This is a genomic window from Pseudomonas lurida (assembly GCF_013522705.1).
In the GTDB taxonomy this organism is placed as follows: Bacteria; Pseudomonadota; Gammaproteobacteria; order Pseudomonadales; family Pseudomonadaceae; genus Aquipseudomonas; species Aquipseudomonas quebecensis.
Genome location: NZ_JAAMRE010000026.1, coordinates 65890 through 83849 on the forward strand (window position 1 = coordinate 65890; position 17960 = coordinate 83849).

Here is a 17960-nt window from a genome sequence, read left to right on the forward strand (position 1 = left end):
TGCCATGACCAGCACCATCGAGCACTACATTAACGACCAGCGCGTTTCCCGCGATGATCGCTACCAGGATGTCTACAACCCGGCCACCGGCGAGAAAACCGCTCGCGTTGCGCTGGCCAGCCAGCAGACTGTGTCCGAAGCCGTCGCCGCCGCCCAGGCCGCTTTCGCCGGCTGGGCCGACACCCCGCCGATCCGCCGCGCCCGCGTGCTGTTCCAGTACCTGCACCTGCTGCGTGAACGCAAAGACGACCTGGCGCGCATCATCGTCGCCGAACACGGCAAGGTGTTCACCGACGCCCAGGGCGAGGTCGACCGTGGCATCGATATCCTCGAATTCGCCTGCGGCATTCCCAACCTGCTCAAAGGCGAGCATTCCGACCAGGTTTCCCGGGGCATGGACAACTGGACCATGCGCCAACCCCTGGGCGTTGTGGCCGGCGTCACGCCGTTCAACTTCCCGGTGATGGTGCCGATGTGGATGTACCCCATCGCCATCGCGGCGGGCAACACCTTCATCCTCAAACCCAGCCCGACCGACCCGAGTGCGTCGTTGTTCATGGCCGAGCTGCTGCGTGAAGCCGGCCTGCCCAAGGGTGTGTTCAACGTGGTGCAGGGCGACAAGGAAGCGGTGGACGCGCTGATCGAACACCCCGACGTCAAGGCCGTGAGCTTCGTCGGCTCCACGCCGATTGCGCAGTACATCTACGAAACCGGCGCGCGCCACGGCAAGCGCGTGCAGGGCCTGGGCGGTGCGAAAAACCACATGGTGGTAATGCCCGACGCCGACATCGAAAAAACCGTCGACGCCTTAATGGGCGCCGCCTATGGCAGTGCCGGCGAACGCTGCATGGCGATTTCCGTGGCGGTGCTGGTGGGCGATGTGGGTGACAAAGTCATCGCCGCCCTGACCGAACGCGCCAAGCACCTGCGCATCACTGATGGCCGCGACCTTAAAGCCGAGATGGGCCCCATCGTCTCTCGCGCCGCCCTGGAACGCATCAGCGGCTACATCGAACAAGGCGTGCAGGCCGGCGCACAGTTGCTGCTGGACGGGCGTGACTACGTTCCCAGCGAACCGGGCCTGGAAAACGGCTTCTGGCTCGGCGCGACACTGTTCGACCACGTGACCAAAGAGATGAGCATCTACCGCGAAGAAATCTTCGGCCCGGTACTGGCCTGCGTGCGCGTGAATGACTTCGCCGAAGCGGTAAAGCTGGTCAACGACCACGAGTTCGGCAACGGCGTCAGCTGCTTCACCCGCGACGGCCACATCGCCCGCGAATTTGCGCGACGCATCGAAGTGGGCATGGTCGGCATCAACGTACCGATCCCAGTGCCGATGGCCTGGCACGGCTTCGGTGGCTGGAAGAAGAGCCTGTTCGGCGACATGCATGCTTACGGCACTGAGGGCGTGCGCTTTTACACCAAGCAGAAGTCGATCATGCAGCGCTGGTCGGAGAGCATCGAACAGGGCGCGGAGTTTGCGATGCCGGTTTCCAAATAACGGTTGGAAGAGTTTTGCAAAACCAATGTGGGAGGGGCCTCCCACATCGCCAATACAAGAAAACGGTCATTCACTTGGAAAGGGTGGAGAGGAACTATTTATATAAAAGTAAAAGGAAGCCTAAAAACTCTGGTTTCGCGGGTAAAATATAACTACCAACAGTTAGGTATCGATTGGTTTTCTCATATTTCTAACTCACAATCTTCAACCATTTGCAGGCAGCCATTATAAATTTCTTGGCCGTAGATCGTGAGTTTTGCATTTTTCGAAATAATGCTGGCGGTCTGTAAGAATTTAGTTCTGAATGAAGCGGGGTTTCCACGTTCATTATAGTTTGTTTTAATGTTTTTGAAGTTTAGGCTGTGCGGTGAGCTACGATGAATTTGATCAAAGATGTATACCGTTCTCGCGAGGACAAACATAGCGTGAAATATTGCGCTTAAAGGCCGTTTGTCATTCCTGAAAGGGGTGTAATAGAGCTGTTCTGAATGATTGTTGAAAATTGGATCGATTGTCCAGTGTGCGTACAATAAGTTATGAGCTGATTCGTGAGTGACATGTTCAATATACCTCGACACATCATCTGTTTCTTCTTGCTGGCTGATGTAGATGAGGCCTAGTGTATTAAAGTTTGACCCGGCTCTAATGTTTCCAGAGCTGAATATTCTTATTTCCTCAATGATAAATTCAATTTCATCATAAAGTGAGGGTGCGGCGGTTTTTATGATGTCGATGGCTGACTCAATCATGAGCTTTGTAGGATAGGACTGCTCGGGACTGTCAAACGCAATAGGCAAGAAGTCATCATTTCCATAAGTATGTCTAATGTCGGAAAATATCGCGTTAAGGCAGATTGACTCTTGAGAGCTAGTTGATTTCAAGAATGGGTTTATGGACAGTTTTTTGTAATTGGTGTGAGCATTAATTTTAAGTAATTCAGATGCTGCAGAGTTGTAGATGGGATTTCTGTTTGTACAATGATTTAAAATAATATGGTGAGCGGCAAAGAAAAATGGAGGTGCTTTTTTTGAGTCTCGAAATTGATTTATTAATGCCGCAAAAGGCGTATCGTTTAGACTGTTTTTCTGTAGTAAATAGTCAAAGCTTTTCCACAAACGTTCTGAGATGTTTAAAAATAGTTCTTTGGCGATATTTATATTTGGAGTTGTGATGGCGTTCATGGATTGCTCCCCAATGCCTATGAAAAGTATTTTAACTCTATACCTATCGCTACAATATTTGGATATCCGATTTTTATAAGCTGTAATGTGCTTCCATGGGCCAGTAGTAGTCTAGTTAGGTTGTCATTAATTCCTTTGTGAGTTAATGCTTCGTAACCTTGTGAAAAAGCCTTGGCTATCCCGTCGTTTATGGTCGATCCGACGCCCATAAAATACACGAGGTTATCTACAGTGACGTGTAGGCCCTTGTGTATGGGGGCACTGCAGACCTCTGCTGAAAATGTTATTTCAGCTGTAACTTCTATGCCCGTTCCGCCGACTTCGCCATCGGATTGGCAATAATGAACGTCTCCTATATAAAACTCAGCATTGTCATTTCTAATGGGTAGAAAAATTAATGCGTCCTGTTTAAAAAGCTTGCAATCAAAGTTGCCGCCATATTGGTCCGCATCCAACGAGCTTAAGGAGGCTTCACCAAGATTTTCAGCACTTCTTAAACAACCGATCATTAGAGACTTTCTCAAAGCGATTGAGCGATCAATTTGGCGGCCTTTAATGGGATAGCAAAATTCATCTTCAATTTTCCAAAAAATGACTGGCTCACCGAGAACATCTTTTTTTAGTGTTTCATCTAAATGGGTAGGTAGAAGTCCACAAGATGAAAGTCCAATATCACGAGTATGTATAATGCCTTCTATATTTAGCGCAATGGTTTCACCAAATTTTGCTCCTTTCAAGCTGAACGGACCAGAAAGGGGGTTCAGAAAATCACTGCATTTATTTAGGTTTTCGTCATAGCCTAAGTTGTCTATGGTTTTTATCGTATAAGATTTTTTCTGTTCTAAAATTTTCGCATTCTTTGAGTTTTCGCCGAAGGATGAGAAATGAGATTTTTGTTTAAGCCGGCAAGTTTTAGAATATTTCATGTTCAGAGGTCACTATTTTGTGGACCAGTCCATATTTTACTGACTCTTCGGCGCTTAACCAAAAGTCGCGCTCTGTATTTTGTCTGATTATTTCTATGGGTTGCCCAGTGGCGTCTGAGAATATTTTGTTTAGTCGCTCTTTCATAAAGCTAATTTCTTTTGAGTAGGCGCCGAAATCTTCTGCTCTACCGTGAAAGCCACCAGATGGTTGATGGAGAAGAAAGCGAGTGTTGGGTAGGGAGTATCTATTTTCCTTATCAGCCGCTACATATATCAGTGCGCCAGCGCTAGCGACCCACCCGGATCCTATTGTAAAAACTTTTGGTTTTATGAATTTTATAGTGTCATAGATCATATCCCCTGACTCAACGTGTCCGCCTGGAGAACTGATAAAAATAAATATTGGATCGTCGCTAATATGAGATAACGCATGAAGTTCTCTAGCTGTATTGTAGGCTAGGTTGTGGTTTATTTCTCCCGTTATAAATATTTTTCTTGATGCAACTAGGCTATCTGTAATTTTAATTGATTCTTTTATTTTTAAAATTGATTCATTTTCAGGTTTTTCTTGCTCTGAGTTAAATGGGTCTTTCATTTTCTGAGTTTCCGTTCAGGTTTTAGTTGTAATTTATTTTTTTCGCTATTTTGGCTAAATATGTATTTTCGTCACTGCTTGATTTGATGCATGTATTTGTGAGATTGGATATAAGTGACGCATATTCCGAGAGATAATTTGAGCCAAATTGATGGTCGTGAATTTTTAAACAATGAGCTGAGAAGTCGTAGGATTTATACAGGTTATGAAAGATACAGGCGAGTTTTATTAGTTTTCCAGGTTCTTTCCAAAAGTCTATATCATATAAATTGTGAAAATAGAAAGCGTCTGCCCAAAGCCACTGGTTTATTCCATTTATGGGAGAGTTATCTATTTCAATTCCCCGTGGGGACCTCGTGCCGTATCCTGTAAAGCAATGGAAGGAAAAATCATTGCCGGCTAAAAAAGTATCGACGTCACGAAATAAGGGTTGTCCTTTATATTTTTCAATAAACGACACCTCAATATGAATCCCCAGAAGGTTGGATAAGTTTCTCCTTCCATTTTCCAGGACATTTAACTCGGCTCCTTGGACGTCTATGCTGAGGAAATCAAAGATTTCATCCTGGAAAATGTCGTCCATTTCATCTACATGTAGGCTGACGCGGTCTATGACGTTGTAAAAGTATTCCATGCCTGAGTATTTGGATAGTGTTTCTGTATCTGGCTCTAGGAGCGATGAACACGAAGGTAATTGGCAGATGTTCAGATAAGAAAGCCCTTTTGTACCTAGCGCTAAATTATAAATTTTTGCATTTGATAGTTTGACTAGTAGCTCATTCGTGCTGGTGTCTGGCTCTACTGCAGTAATCGTACATAGATTATTTTTGATCAGGTTTTGATATATCGGTGCTTCCCCTGGCGTCATCCGAGCTCCGATATCAATGATGTTTATTTTTTCTCCGCATAACCAGTTTGTAAAATCGATCATGTCGCACTCCTGGTAAGGAAGAGCGGCGCCTTCCTTAAGCATGCCGCTCTTGTTATAGGCGATGCAGATTAGTTGACCACCGCCAATACTACTTTTCCATTTTCGCCGTTCAGGCTAAATACTTTCGCCAGATCGACTTCGGTAACAGTTTTTTCATTACTCATACGTTGTCTCCTTTGCTTAAGTACAGGGAGTGCGCTGCGCCATTAATCTATAATCCCAAAACAGAAATCGGTCAAAGATTTTTAAAAAAATCCGAAATTTCCTAGGAATATTTTTTATTGAAGGAAGCATCCTACTTTTCGAGGATTTTTCTTACATTCCTTTAGGCGCAAGAGTTCAGAATTTTCGTTAGTAAGGCTAACGTTTGTAAGGCCAGTAATCGGAAAAATACATTCTGGTATTAGAGCGTGGAAGTGTGTGGGTAGTTTTTAAATTCTTCAACGACGACAAAGCGCTGACATCGGGCAGGCGTAAGTAAGCTCGCGCCTAACCTGGGCTTGGCTGTTTAAGTCCAGGGCTTCACTGCACCGAAATATCCAATTAACGATTCACCGTGGTCTTCGTTACTGGTTGGCACGCTGCTATCGGAGCAAACCCCTCCCACCTCTGGATATTTTCACTCAAGGGTTGACGCCCAGGCGAACGCCGAATACTGTATATAAACACAGTGTTTAGGCGCTGATTGTCCAGGAAGGACGCTTCAGCCCCGCTGGGCACTGTGTGTAGGTCAATGGATCAACTCAATACGCTGGCTCGCCACGACGGGCCGTATCCAAGCGTCAATGAAAAGGACTTCATCATGAAACACGCCACTATTATCCCCACTCGCTGGACACGCGCAGATGCGCTCAAAGTGAATGAAAATGACCCCACCACGACTCAACCGCTGGTGCCTGCCGACTTCCCGGTGATGAGCGACACGGTGTTTATCTGGGACACCATGCCCTTGCGCACGCTGGACGGCACGGTGGTTTCGGTCAACGGCTGGTCCGTGATCTTCACCCTGACGGCCGACCGTCGCCCCCATGATCCGCAATTCATCAATGCCGATGGTCGCTACGACATCAAGCGCGATTGGGAAGATCGCCATGGTCATGCGCGCATCTGCTACTGGTACTCGCGCACCGGCAAAGACTGGATCTTCGGCGGCCGCGTGATGGCCGAAGGCGTATCGCCGACCACGCGTGAATGGGCAGGTACACCGATCCTGCTCAATAACAACGGCGACATCGACCTGTATTACACCTGCGTCACTCCGGGCGCGACGATTGCCAAGGTCCGAGGCCAGGTGGTCACGTCCCAAAGCGGTGTCGAGTTGCGCGGTTTCACTCAGGTCAAGGCCCTGTTCGAAGCCGATGGCACCTATTACCAGACCGAAGAGCAGAACGCGACCTGGAACTTCCGCGACCCCAGCCCGTTTATCGATCCCAAGGACGGCAAGCTGTACATGGTGTTCGAAGGCAACGTAGCAGGTGAGCGCGGCACTCACGAAGTGGGCGCGAACGAATTGGGCCTGGTGCCGCCAGGGCATGAACATGTGGGCGGTGCGCGTTACCAGGTGGGTTGCATCGGCCTTGCGGTGGCCAAGGACCTCAATGGCGATGAATGGGAACTCCTGCCGCCCTTGGTCACCGCCGTCGGGGTGAACGATCAGACCGAGCGGCCGCACTACGTGTTTCAGGACAACAAGTACTACCTGTTTACCATCAGTCACAAGTTCACCTATGCCGATGGCATAACGGGCCCGGATGGGGTCTACGGGTTTGTCGGCGATCATCTGTTCGGCCCCTACACACCGATGAACGCTTCGGGCCTGGTACTGGGCAACCCGCCGTCGCAGCCGTTCCAGACCTATTCGCACTGCGTGATGCCCAATGGCCTGGTCACATCGTTTATCGACAGCGTGCCCACCGCCGGCGGCGACTACCGCATCGGCGGCACCGAAGCGCCGACGGTCAGGATTGTGCTCAAGGGGGATCGTTCGTTCGTGCAGGAGGCGTATGACTACGGTTACATCCCGCCGATGCGCGATGTGGTGTTGAGCCAATGACAGCAGCGCAACGGTCAGCCTGATTCATCAGGTGTAAACCAACCCGACTGGAGGGGGCTTGCCCCCGATGGCGGTGGATCAGTCAGCTTCTGTGTAGCTGACCCACTGCTATCGGGGGCAAGCCCCTCTCACATTTTCTAACCGTGTTTCAGGCAGTTGATTGAGCGATCTACCGTGGTTTTGGCAATTTCAAGCAAATGCCACACTGCCAGGATTTTCGCTCGCTCTGGGCTCGTCAGTTGCTCGCCACAATCCAACGCCGTCGCCGATGCGCTGTCGAGCAGGCTGGCGGTGTAGAGCAGGGCGTCTTCGAAGCTCAGGTCTTCGTTGATGGAATGAAAGCCTTGGGGCGGCAGGTAATGGTCGATGGCGCGGTTGAAGGCGGCGCGGTCTTTGGCGGGATCGAAGGGTGGATCGGGGACGACTTTGTTCATGGTGTAGTTCCTGTCTGATCAAGGAGCCGACACGCTTTGCGACTAAACGAAGGTGGCGGCTGTACGCAGGTTAGTCGACCGGTCAGAACAGGAACCCGGCGCACCCGAAGGCGCCCTGCGCACAGCCACCATAAAGCTTCATGGGAGACATGCGCCTGTTCTGAATCCGGGCGACTAAACCCGATCACTGATGAGCAGTGACGGACCGCAGACTAGCCATCGATTCCAACAGGCACAAGGCGGCGAGGATTGTCTAGGAAACGTCCTGCAATTAAAAGGGATGTGGCTTGCTGGCCCTTTACAAACCATGACCAAACGCCACCAAGCCTCCAATGGAATGCGGTCAATGTGGGGCCGGTGAGAACGGGTTCAGCGCCGACCCGCCCGCGTACTCACATCCACCCAAACCGCCAACACCAAAATGCTGCCCTTCACAATCATCTGCCAGTAACTGTCCACGTCCAGCATCGACATGCCGTTATCCAGGCTGGTAATCACCAGCGCCCCCAGCAATGCGCCATACACCGTGCCGGACCCGCCGCGCATCGATGTGCCGCCGATAAAGCAGGCGGCGATGGCGTCCAGTTCGCCCATATTGCCCGCCGACGGTGAACCCGCCGCCAAACGTGCGGTGTTGACCAGGCCGGCGAGGGCGCACATGACGCCCATGATGCCGAAGATCCACAGTTTGACCGCCTGCACGTCGATGCCCGACAGCCGCGTGGCTTCCATATTGCTGCCCACCGCATACACGCGGCGGCCGAATACGGTCTGGCTGGTGACATAGCTGAATACGCCGAGCAGCGCCAGTAACAGCAACACCGGCACGGGGATGCCATCGTAGCTGTTGAGGGTGCTGACGAAACCGGCCAGCACTGCGCCGATCACCACCACGCGCAGCACGTCGCGCATCAATGAGTGCGCGGCCAGCCCGTGCAGCGCGCGGTTGCGTCGTTGTTTCCAGGTCAAGAACAGTGTGAGGGCAAACAGCAAAAGCCCAAGCCCAATCCCCACCGAATGCGGCAGATACCCCTGGCCCACGTACACCAGCGATGGCGACACTGGCGCGATGGTGGTGCCGCCGGTGATCCCCAGCAGAACCCCGCGAAACGCCAGCATGCCGCCCAAGCCGACAATGAACGACGGGATGCGCAGGTACGCCGTCATGTAACCGTTGGCCAGGCCGATCATCAGGCCGCACAGCGCCACCAGGCTCAAATTAGCCAGCAGCGGAATGTGGTAGACCACGTCCAGGATCGCCGCCAGCCCTCCCAGCAACCCCAGCAATGAGCCCACCGACAAGTCGATTTCGCCGCTGATGATCACCAGCACCATGCCGCAGGCCAGGATGCCGGTGATGGACATCTGCCGCAGCAGGTTGGACAAGTTGCGCGGGGTGAGGAAACCGCCCTCGGTCTGCCAGCTGAAGAACAGCCAGATCACCGCCACGGCAATCACCAGAGCGAGCATTTTGTAGCGGGTAAACAGCTGTTTGACCTGATTCATCTACGCGGTCTTCCGATTATTATTGTTTTGGCTGAGCGCGGCGGCGAGTACCTGTTCCTGGGTGAGCCCCTCGTTGACGAAGTCGCCGCGCAACTGGCCGTCGCCGATCACCAGCACGCGGTCGGACACCCCCAGCACTTCGGCCAGTTCCGAGGAGACCATGATGATTGCCACGCCTTCGGCGGCCAGGGCGCCCATCAGCTTGTAGATTTCATACTTGGCCCCCACGTCCACCCCGCGCGTGGGCTCGTCGAGGATCAGCACTTTGGGCTTGGCCATCAGCATTTTCGCCAGCACGGCTTTTTGCTGATTGCCGCCGGACAGGCTGGTGATCGGCAAAAACGGGCTGGCGGTCTTGAGGTGCATGCGCGTGATCTGCCGGTCGATGCTGCCCAGTTCGGCTTCGGCGTCGATGCGGGTCAGGTGCGCGTAGGTGTCGAGTACCGCCAGGGTGATGTTCTGGCCCACGCCAAGATCCGGGATGATGCCTTGACGCTTGCGGTCCTCGGGCACCATGCACAGTCCGGCGCGGATCGACTTGAGCGGCGTGCGCGTATCGATCACCTCACCGTCCAGCCACACCTCGGCGCTGCAGCGGCCGGGGTAGGCGCCGAACAGGGCCGACACCAGTTCGGTGCGCCCGGCGCCCACCAGCCCGGCGATGCCGAGGATTTCGCCGCGCTTGAGCGCAAAGGAAATATCGTCGACGCGTTTGCGCTTGGGGTTGTCCACGTCGTAACAGGTGACATGGCGCGCTTCGAACATCACCTCGCCGATGTCATGGGGCTCGGTGGGGTAGAGGTTGCTCATCTCGCGACCGACCATTTGGGTGATGATGCGCGGGATGTCCATATCGGCCATGGCCGTGGTCGCGATGTGCTTGCCATCGCGAATCACCGTGATGGTATCGCACACCGCCGCCACTTCATCGAGCTTGTGGGAGATGTACACGCAGGCCACGCCTTTGGCCTTGAGGTCGCGGATGATGTTCAGCAGCACCTCGATTTCCGAGCGGGTCAGGGCCGAGGAGGGCTCGTCGAGAATCAGCAGGCGCGCTTTTTTATTCAGGGCCTTGGCGATTTCCACCAGTTGCTGGTAGCCGCCGCCGTACTGCGACACCGGCAGCGCCACGTTGATGTCCGGCACCTTGAGTTCACGCATCAGCGCTTCGGCGCGGTGCAGCATCGCCGGGTAGTTCATGCGGCCGCCGGGCAGGGTCAGTTCGTGGCCCATAAAAATGTTCTCGGCCACCGAGAGGTCAGGCACCAGGGTCAGCTCCTGGTGGATGATCACGATGCCGGCGGCCTCGGTTTCGCTGATGGACTGCGCCCTGAGCGGCTGCCCGTCCCAGAGGATTTCTCCCTCCCAGGTGCCGTGGGGATAGACCGCCGACAGCACCTTCATCAAGGTGGATTTACCGGCACCGTTCTCGCCGCACAGGCCGACGCATTCCCCCGGCCGCACCGTGATGTCGATGCCGTTCAGCGCGTGGACACCGCCAAAGGTTTTGACGATGCCGTTCATTTGCAGCAGGTAGTCGGCAGCCATGACGGTCATTGCCCGCCGATCTGCTCTTTGGTGTAGAAACCGTCCTTTTCCAACAGGTCGATATTGGCCTTGGTCAATGGCGTCGGGGTGAGCAGGATGGTGTCGACCTGCTTGCTGCCATTGTCGTACTGCGAGCTGTAGGTGGGTTTCTCGTTACGCGCCAGTTGCACCGAAAGTTTGGCGGCTTCGGTGGCGATCAGCTTGAGCGGCTTGTACACGGTCATGGTCTGGGTGCCGTCGATCACGCGCTTGACGGCGGCGAGGTCGGCGTCCTGGCCGGAGATCGGCACCTTGCCCGCCAGCTTCTGCGCGGCCAGGGCCTGGATCGCACCGCCGGCGGTGGCGTCGTTGGAGGCGACGATGGCGTCGATCTTGTTGTTGTTCCGGGTCAGGGCGTTTTCGACGATGCTCAGGGCTTCGGTAGGGTTCCATTCCTTGACCCACTGCTGGCCGACCACCTTGATATCGCCCTTGTCGATGGCCGGTTGCAGCACCTTCATCTGGCCTTCGCGCAGCACCTTGGCGTTGTTATCGGTAGGCGCGCCGCCGAGCAGGAAATAATTGCCCTTGGGCGCCGCCTGCAGCACGCCGCTGGCCTGCATTTCGCCGACTTTTTCGTTATCGAAGGAGATGTAGGCATCGATGTCGGCATTGAGGATCAGGCGGTCATAGGACACCACCTTGATTCCGGCCTTCTTCGCTTCGGCGACCGCGTTGGTCAGCACCGTGGCGTTGAACGGCACGATCACAATCACATCGACGCCGCGCGAGATCAGGTTTTCGATCTGGGAAATCTGCTTCTGCTCGTTGGCATCGGCCGATTGCACAAAAACCTTGGCATCAAGTTTTTCCGCCGCCGCCACGAAGTAATCGCGGTCGCGGGACCAGCGCTCCAGGCGCAGGTCGTCGATGGAAAAACCGATTTTCGGATGGGCGGAATCGGCCATGACCGGCAGGGCGAACAGGGCCAGGGCGGTGGCGAGCAGGGTGCGTTTGAATGATTTCATGGTGGTGCGTCCTTTTATTGTTGTTGGAAAGACACAGCGTGATGCGGGTAAAACTGTAGAGCGTCCTTCGACGCTCCGTGCAGGGATTTGTCGTGCAAATGTCACCGATAAATAAACCGGTTGACCACCCCCTCCAGCATCTCCTGCCGACCGCTCACGGCCTGGGGGTTCAGTTCATGGGCAAACGCATGTTCGGCCAGGGATTCCAGGCTGAACTCGCCGCTCAGTACCGACTGGCCCAAGGGTTGCTGCCAACCGGCGTAGCGTTGGTCCTTGAACTGTTGCAACCGGTCGTTCTGCACCATGGCCGCCGCGCGTTCCAGCGCCAGGGCGAGCACGTCCATGGCGCCGACGTGGCCGTGAAACAGGTCGATTTCGTCGAGGCTTTGGCGGCGCACCTTGGAGTCAAAGTTATAGCCGCCATTCTTGAAGCCGCCAGCCTTGAGGATTTCATAGGTGGCCAGGGTCATTTCCTCGACGCTGTTGGGGAATTGGTCGGTGTCCCAGCCGTTCTGCGGGTCGCCGCGGTTGGCGTCGATACTGCCGAAGATGCCGAGGGACACGGCGGTGGCGATTTCGTGGTGAAAGCTATGCCCGGCCAGGGTCGCGTGGTTGGCTTCGATGTTGACCTTGATCTCATGTTCCAAACCATATTCGTGCAGGAAGCCGAACACCGTGGCGCTGTCGTAATCGTACTGGTGCTTGGTCGGTTCCTGGGGCTTGGGTTCGATCAGTAGGTCGCCCTTGAAGCCGATCTTGTGCTTGTGCTCCACCACCATGCGCATAAAGCGCCCGAGCTGTTCGCGCTCGCGCTTGAGGTCGGTGTTGAGCAGGGTTTCATACCCTTCGCGACCGCCCCACAGCACATAGTTGGCGCCTTTGAGCCGCAGTGTAGCGTTCATCGCGCTGAACACCTGGGCCGCGGCATAGGCAAATACCTCCGGGTCCGGGTTGGTGGCGGCGCCGGCCGCAAAGCGCGGGTTGCTGAAGCAATTGGCGGTGCCCCACAACAGCTTGATGCCGGTCTGTTCCTGATGGCGCTCCAGGTGGTCGACCATCTGCGCAAAGTGGTTGCGGTACTCCTTGAGCGAACTGCCTTCGGGCGCCACATCGGTGTCGTGAAAACTGTAATAGTCGATGCCCAGCTTGGAGAAAAACTCAAAGGCTGCCTCGGCCTTGCCGATGGCCACATCCATCGGCTCACCGCTGCGCTGCCAAGGGCGCTTGAAGGTGCCCATCCCGAACATATCGGCGCCCGGCCACACGAAGGTGTGCCAATAACACGCGGCCATGCGCAGGTGCTCGCGCATCGGTTTGCCGAGGATCAGCTTGTTGGCGTCGTAATGGCGAAAGGCGAGGGGAGCATCGCTGTCGGGGCCTTCGAAGCGAACCTTCTCGACACCGGGGAAGTACGTCATGGCGTTTTCCTTATTGTTCTTGGCGGTGTCTGGATACTAGCAACGGCACCGCGCCCGCCGATTATGAAAATCACCAAGGCAGGGTGCGATTTTGAGTGGTGAGGGCTACTCTGTGCCGACTGGCCCCAGGACAATAACAATGAAAACCCTACCGCCCGTGCACCGCATCGCCTTGCTGTTCAACGGCAGCAAAATCTACGACCGTGGCATCATCGCCGGCATCGGCAATTACCTGAGCAGCACGCGTGCGTCCTGGGACTTGTTCCTGGAGGAGGACTTTCTGTGTCGGCTCAAAGGCATCGAGCGTTGGCAGGGCGACGGCATCATCGCCGACTTCGATGACCCGCTGATCGGCGAAGCGTTGGCCCACAGCAAGGTGCCGGTGGTGGCGGTGGGCGGTTCTTATGAGGATGCACGCGCCTATCCCAAGGGCATTCCCTACGTGGCCACCGACAACCATGGGTTGATGAAGCTGGCTTACGAGCACCTGATCGAGGCCGGGCTGACCCGGTTTGCCTGTTTCAGCCTGCCCGAGGCCCAGGCCAACCGCTGGGCCCAGGAGCGCGAAAAAGCCTTTCGCCGCCTGATGCAGCGCGATGGTCTGCACGTGGAGGTGTATCGCGGCCTGGGCACCAGCGCGCCATTGTGGGACAGCGCGGTGGAGCAGCAGATCGCCTGGCTGCACAGCCTGCCCAAGCCCATCGGCATCATCGCCGTCACCGACGCCCGCGCCCGGCAATTGCTGCAAGCCTGCCTCACCGCCGGTATCGCGGTGCCGGAGCAAGTGGCGCTGATCGGCATCGACAACGACCCGCTGACCCGCACCCTCACGCGGGTGCCGCTCAGTTCCGTGATCCAGGGCACCGAAACCATGGGCCGCACCGCCGCCGCGCTGTTGCACCAGATGCTGCACGGCAAACCCGCCAGTGGCACGCAGATCCTGGTGCCCCCGGAGGCGATCAACGTGCAGGCCTCCAGCCTGCATCAGCCCTTGGGCAACCCGTACGTGATGCAGGCGCTGCTGTTTATCCGCCAGTACGCCTGCCAGGGCATCAAGACCGCGCAGGTGGCGGCCTATGTCGGCGTGTCGCGTTCATCCCTGGAGTCACACTTTCGCAAGGTGCGTGGTTGCAGCGTGCATGACGAGATCCTGCGCTTTAAACTCGCCGCCGCCGCCAAGGGCCTGGCAAACCACGAACGGCCGATTGCCGACGTGGCGACACAGTGCGGCTTCAAGTCGGCGCAGTACCTGCACACCGTGTTTCGCCGTGAATTCGGCTGCACGCCGCGTGAGTACCAGCAAGGCGAGGAGTGGGCGTTGCCCGTGCCTGATTAGGGCCTTACATGCGCTGCTGTGTGGGAGGGGCTTGTTCCCTCCCACATGTTCAAGCAGTGCCGGAGCGCACGCTGGGGTTACGGCAAGGCGTAGGCGATTACATAGTCGCCCCGGTCGGTGGACTGGCGTGCACCGCCGGCAGTGATCACGATGTATTGCTTGCCGGTTTTCGGTGACACGTAGGTCATCGGGCCGCCCTGGCTGCCGACCGGCAGGCGGGCTTTCCAGATTTCTTCGCCGTTGCCGCTGTTGAAGGCGCGCAGGTAGAAGTCCTGGGTGCCGGCGATAAAGATCAGGCCGCCCTGGGTCGATAGCGTTCCGCCAAGGGTCGGCAGGCCGATCTTGATCGGCAGGTGCATGCGAACACCCAACGGCCCGGTGTCCTCGACGGTGCCGACCGGCACTTGCCACGCGACTTTCCGGGTCTTCATGTCGATGGCAGTGAGGGTGCCGAACGGCGGCGCCTGGCATGGGATGCCGGCCACCGACAGGAAGCGGTTTTTGTTCACCGCATACGGCGTGCCCTTGAGCGGGACCGCGCCCATGCCGGTGTTCAACGCCTCGCCACCGGACGCGGCCAGCGCCTTGTTCTGCGATGGGATCATCTGGATCCACAGGCCCAGGCGCATGTCGTTGACGAAGATAAACCCGTGCACCGGGTCAGTGGAGATGCTGCCCCAGTTCATGCCGCCCAGAGAGCCTGGGAAGCTCAAGGATTTGTCCGTGCCCGGCGCGGTGTACAGGCCGTCGTAGCGCATGCCCTTGAAGTCGATGCGGCACAGCAATTGGTCGTACGGGGTGGCGCCCCACATGTCCGACTCGCTCAGGGTTTGCGCGCCAATCTGCGGCATGCCAACCGATTCAGGCTGGGTCGGCGAGTAGGGTTCGTTGGGGATATTCGCGGCCTTGACCGGTACTTCCTTGACCTCGGTCAGCGGCCGGCCGGTCGCGCGATCAAGCACATAGATCTGCCCGGCCTTGGTGCCGATCACCACTGCCGGTACAGCGGTGTCGCTGCCCGGTGGGGTGAAGTCGATCAGGCTCGGTTGCATCGGCAGGTCGAAGTCCCACAGGTCATTGTGAACGGTCTGGTACACCCACTTCTCGGCACCGGTTGAGGCGTCCAGCGCCAATACGGACGCGCCATAGGTGTGATCGAGCTGGGTGCGTTCCACCCCGTAGATGTCGGTGGACGAGCTGCCCATCGGCAGGAAGACCGTGTTCATCTGCGGGTCGTAGGACATCGGCGCCCAGCTGTTGGGCGTGCTGCGCACATAGGTGCTGCCGTCTGCCGGCGCGTGTTTGTCCTTAGGGTTGCCCGGGTCGAAGGCCCAGCGCATTTGCCCACTGATCACATCGAAGCCACGGATGACGCCGCCGGGCATATCGGCCTGCACGTTATCGGCGACGCGGCCGCCGACCACCACGGTAGTCCCGGCGATCAGCGGGGCGGAGGACAGTTGGTAGTAACTGTCCGGCACATTGCCCAGGCCTGCTTTGAGATCCACCTGGCCATGGGTGCCGAAGTCTTCGCAGAATTGGCCGCTGTCGGCGTCCACCGCAATCAGGCGCGCATCGATGGTGTTGGTCAGCAACCGACGCTGACACTGTGCGCCGGGGGCAACGCTGGCGGCGATGATCGGCGAGCTGCCGGGTTGGGTCGGCTGGACGATCGGCGCGCCGGCGTCGAAATACGCCAGGCCCCGGCAACGTTGCCATACCGCCGACTGGGCGTTGACTTGGTTCTTCCACAGCTCTTTGCCGGTGTCGGCGTCCAGGGCGATCAGGTTGTTGTGCGGCGTGCAGATAAACACTTTGTTGCCGATCTGCAGGGGTGTGAGTTGGTCTTCGGCACCGTTGCCGTCGCTGATGGCCACGTCACCGGTGCGATAGGTCCAGGCCACTTTGAGCTTGCCGATGTTGTCGCGGTTTATCTGATCCAGGGCGGCAAAGCGGCTGCCGCCTTCGGTGTTGCCGTAGTGCGCCCAGTCTTTCTGCGCCTCGGCCGCCACCACCGGCGTAACGCCCGGGCCTGCACCGGTAGGCGCCACGCTCGGATGCGCGACAAACATGTTGCCTGCGGCAATCGCCACGCCCGCTGCCAGCACGGCGGCCACGCCATACGCGCCGCGGGCGGGCTTGCCCGCCAGCAGCGGGTACACCAGCGCCACCACCAGGCCGATCACCGCGAACATGAACAGCCGCGAGAACAGCGGCCAGAACACCAGGCCAACGTCCGCCACGGCCCACACCGCCGTGCCCAGCAGAAAACCCGCGAACAGCCACGCGCCGGCCGGTTTTCGACGGGCAATCAACAGCCCGGCAACCGCCATGGCCACGCCGCCCACCAGGAAGTACCAGGAACCGCCGAGACTGACCAGTTTGGCGCCGCCGACGGCCAGCGCGAGGCCGAGCAGGGCGATGATCACACCCAGGCCCAGCAGGATAAATCTAGAGACGCCAGTGGCGCGCGATGCTCGTTTCATATCGAAAGGACTCGAGTGAGAGAGGGCAAAGGCGCAATGTTAGCAAGACAAGTAACTAGTTAGTACATTTTTGCTGGACGGCCGACTTCAACGGCCGTGGTGAGTGCGGGCGCATGAAAAAGCCGCTTGTTCCGTCAGAAACAAGCGGCTTTATTGATCGCCTTCGGTTGTTTGGCTAGAACTTGAAGCGCCCCACCAACCCCTTGAGCTGAGCGGAAATATCAGTCAGACGACCCGAGCCGGTCTGCGCCGAGTGGGCAAAGCCTTCGACCAGTTGCGCATCGGCATGGATCTGCGCGATGTGCCGGTTGATCTCCTCGGCGACCTGGTGCTGCTCTTCGGCGGCGGTGGCGATCTGGGTGTTCTGGTCGCGGATCGAGTCTACCGAGCCGCGGATCTTGTCGAAGCTGTCACGGGCCTGCTGGATGCGTTCCACGCTGGTGTGGGACACCAGCAGGCTGCCCTGCATCTGCTGCGTGACTTCCTGGGTGCGGCGGGCGAGGTTGCCCAGCAGGCTGTCGATCTCGCCGGTGGAGTCGGCGGTGCGGCGGGCGAGGGCGCGCACTTCATCGGCAACCACCGCAAAGCCACGGCCCTGGTCACCGGCCCGCGCGGCTTCGATGGCGGCGTTGAGCGCCAGCAGGTTGGTCTGTTCGGCAATCGAGCGGATGGTATCCAGGATGGTGTTGATGTTTTTACTGTCCTGCTCCAACTGCTGCATGGTTTGGGTCGACTTCTGCAAGTCTTCGCTGAGCCGCAGTACGCTGCCGGTGGCTTCGCCGATATGTTGCTGGCCGTCGTGCACGTCACGGTAGCCTTCGTCGGCGCTAGAAGCGGCGGCGCTGCAGGAGCGCGCGACTTCGTTGGCGGTGGCCACCATTTCGTTGAAGGCGGTGCTCACCAGTTCCACCGCTTCACGCTGGCGTCCGGCGGCCTGGTTCATGTTGTTGGCCACTTCGCTGGTGTCGGCGGCGGCGCTCTGCAGGTCGGAGGATGCGCTGCCGATGCGCTGCACCAGTTGCGCGATCATGCCCA

Annotated in this window: 14 protein-coding genes; 3 read left to right on the top strand and 11 right to left on the bottom strand. The window is 57.0% G+C overall.

The window, feature by feature from the left end; genetic code table 11:
• Positions 1-4: 4 nt before the first annotated feature.
• Positions 5-1504, top strand: a complete 1500-nt coding sequence (locus G7025_RS19880; RefSeq protein ID WP_181080797.1) for a CoA-acylating methylmalonate-semialdehyde dehydrogenase — start codon at positions 5-7, stop codon at positions 1502-1504.
• A gap of 182 nt (positions 1505-1686) precedes the next feature.
• Here G7025_RS19880 and G7025_RS19885 read toward each other — a convergent pair whose 3' ends face one another.
• From G7025_RS19885 to G7025_RS19900, 4 genes are read right to left on the bottom strand one after another with little or no spacing between them, the layout of a single operon-like run.
• Positions 1687-2685 carry an aKG-HExxH-type peptide beta-hydroxylase gene (locus tag G7025_RS19885; RefSeq protein WP_181080798.1) on the bottom strand — a complete coding sequence of 333 codons (999 nt, stop codon included), beginning with the start codon at positions 2683-2685 and terminating at the stop codon, positions 1687-1689.
• 17 nt (positions 2686-2702) lie between these two features.
• A complete protein-coding gene (locus tag G7025_RS19890; RefSeq protein ID WP_181080799.1) occupies positions 2703-3611 on the bottom strand; it encodes an acetamidase/formamidase family protein in 909 nt (302 codons plus the stop codon).
• Positions 3598-4206, bottom strand: a complete 609-nt coding sequence (locus G7025_RS19895; protein ID WP_181080800.1) for an ATP-dependent Clp protease proteolytic subunit — start codon at positions 4204-4206, stop codon at positions 3598-3600. The genes G7025_RS19890 and G7025_RS19895 overlap by 14 nt, the downstream gene beginning before the upstream one ends.
• 22 nt (positions 4207-4228) lie before the next feature.
• Entirely contained in the window at positions 4229-5137 is a 909-nt protein-coding gene (locus tag G7025_RS19900; RefSeq protein ID WP_181080801.1) for an FkbM family methyltransferase, read from the bottom strand.
• A gap of 802 nt (positions 5138-5939) precedes the next feature.
• Here G7025_RS19900 and G7025_RS19905 point away from each other — a divergent pair.
• Entirely contained in the window at positions 5940-7190 is a 1251-nt protein-coding gene (locus G7025_RS19905; RefSeq protein WP_181080802.1) for a glycoside hydrolase family 68 protein, read from the top strand.
• A 137-nt stretch (positions 7191-7327) separates the two neighbouring features.
• Here G7025_RS19905 and G7025_RS19910 read toward each other — a convergent pair whose 3' ends face one another.
• From G7025_RS19910 to xylA, 5 genes are all read right to left on the bottom strand, one after another.
• A complete protein-coding gene (locus G7025_RS19910) occupies positions 7328-7624 on the bottom strand; it encodes a DUF6124 family protein (protein WP_181080803.1) in 297 nt (98 codons plus the stop codon).
• Positions 7625-7993: 369 nt separating this feature from the next.
• Entirely contained in the window at positions 7994-9130 is a 1137-nt protein-coding gene (locus G7025_RS19915) for a sugar ABC transporter permease (RefSeq protein ID WP_181080804.1), read from the bottom strand.
• On the bottom strand, positions 9131-10687 hold the full coding sequence (gene xylG, locus G7025_RS19920; RefSeq protein WP_181080806.1) for a D-xylose ABC transporter ATP-binding protein: 1557 nt from the start codon (positions 10685-10687) through the stop codon (positions 9131-9133). It abuts the gene before it with no gap.
• Positions 10684-11685, bottom strand: coding sequence for a D-xylose ABC transporter substrate-binding protein (gene xylF / locus G7025_RS19925; protein ID WP_181080808.1), 1002 nt, complete (start codon positions 11683-11685; stop codon positions 10684-10686). Before xylF ends, xylG begins: the two co-directional genes overlap by 4 nt.
• Positions 11686-11786: 101 nt before the next feature.
• Positions 11787-13103, bottom strand: coding sequence for a xylose isomerase (gene xylA, locus G7025_RS19930; protein WP_181080809.1), 1317 nt, complete (start codon positions 13101-13103; stop codon positions 11787-11789).
• 139 nt (positions 13104-13242) lie between these two features.
• Between xylA and G7025_RS19935 the strand changes: the two genes are divergently transcribed.
• Positions 13243-14439 (top strand): XylR family transcriptional regulator, encoded by a 1197-nt coding sequence (locus G7025_RS19935; protein ID WP_181080810.1) that lies wholly within the window; start codon positions 13243-13245, stop codon positions 14437-14439.
• 77 nt (positions 14440-14516) lie between these two features.
• Here the strand turns inward: G7025_RS19935 and G7025_RS19940 are convergent, their stop codons facing one another.
• Both G7025_RS19940 and G7025_RS27165 read right to left on the bottom strand, forming a co-directional pair.
• The gene (locus G7025_RS19940; protein WP_181080811.1) at positions 14517-16925 is read right to left on the bottom strand and encodes a glucose/quinate/shikimate family membrane-bound PQQ-dependent dehydrogenase; all 2409 of its coding nucleotides are present in this window, start codon (positions 16923-16925) and stop codon (positions 14517-14519) included.
• Positions 16926-17100: 175 nt separating this feature from the next.
• Positions 17101-17955, bottom strand: coding sequence for a methyl-accepting chemotaxis protein (locus G7025_RS27165; protein WP_375139345.1), 855 nt, complete (start codon positions 17953-17955; stop codon positions 17101-17103).
• Between the last annotated feature and the right edge of the window lie 5 nt (positions 17956-17960).

Bases quoted from the DNA above. Each gene is read 5' to 3' on its own strand.
- G7025_RS19890 (WP_181080799.1), bottom strand. From the start codon at position 3,611: ATGAAATATTCTAAAACTTGCCGGCTTAAACAAAAATCTCATTTCTCA.
- G7025_RS27165 (WP_375139345.1), bottom strand. From the start codon at position 17,955: ATGATCGCGCAACTGGTGCAGCGCATCGGCAGCGCATCCTCCGACCTG.
- G7025_RS19885 (WP_181080798.1), bottom strand. From the start codon at position 2,685: ATGAACGCCATCACAACTCCAAATATAAATATCGCCAAAGAACTATTT.
- G7025_RS19910 (WP_181080803.1), bottom strand. From the start codon at position 7,624: ATGAACAAAGTCGTCCCCGATCCACCCTTCGATCCCGCCAAAGACCGC.
- xylA (WP_181080809.1), bottom strand. From the start codon at position 13,103: ATGACGTACTTCCCCGGTGTCGAGAAGGTTCGCTTCGAAGGCCCCGAC.
- G7025_RS19895 (WP_181080800.1), bottom strand. From the start codon at position 4,206: ATGAAAGACCCATTTAACTCAGAGCAAGAAAAACCTGAAAATGAATCA.
- xylG (WP_181080806.1), bottom strand. From the start codon at position 10,687: ATGACCGTCATGGCTGCCGACTACCTGCTGCAAATGAACGGCATCGTC.
- xylF (WP_181080808.1), bottom strand. From the start codon at position 11,685: ATGAAATCATTCAAACGCACCCTGCTCGCCACCGCCCTGGCCCTGTTC.
- G7025_RS19880 (WP_181080797.1), top strand. From the start codon at position 5: ATGACCAGCACCATCGAGCACTACATTAACGACCAGCGCGTTTCCCGC.
- G7025_RS19900 (WP_181080801.1), bottom strand. From the start codon at position 5,137: ATGATCGATTTTACAAACTGGTTATGCGGAGAAAAAATAAACATCATT.
- G7025_RS19905 (WP_181080802.1), top strand. From the start codon at position 5,940: ATGAAACACGCCACTATTATCCCCACTCGCTGGACACGCGCAGATGCG.
- G7025_RS19915 (WP_181080804.1), bottom strand. From the start codon at position 9,130: ATGAATCAGGTCAAACAGCTGTTTACCCGCTACAAAATGCTCGCTCTG.
- G7025_RS19940 (WP_181080811.1), bottom strand. From the start codon at position 16,925: ATGAAACGAGCATCGCGCGCCACTGGCGTCTCTAGATTTATCCTGCTG.
- G7025_RS19935 (WP_181080810.1), top strand. From the start codon at position 13,243: ATGAAAACCCTACCGCCCGTGCACCGCATCGCCTTGCTGTTCAACGGC.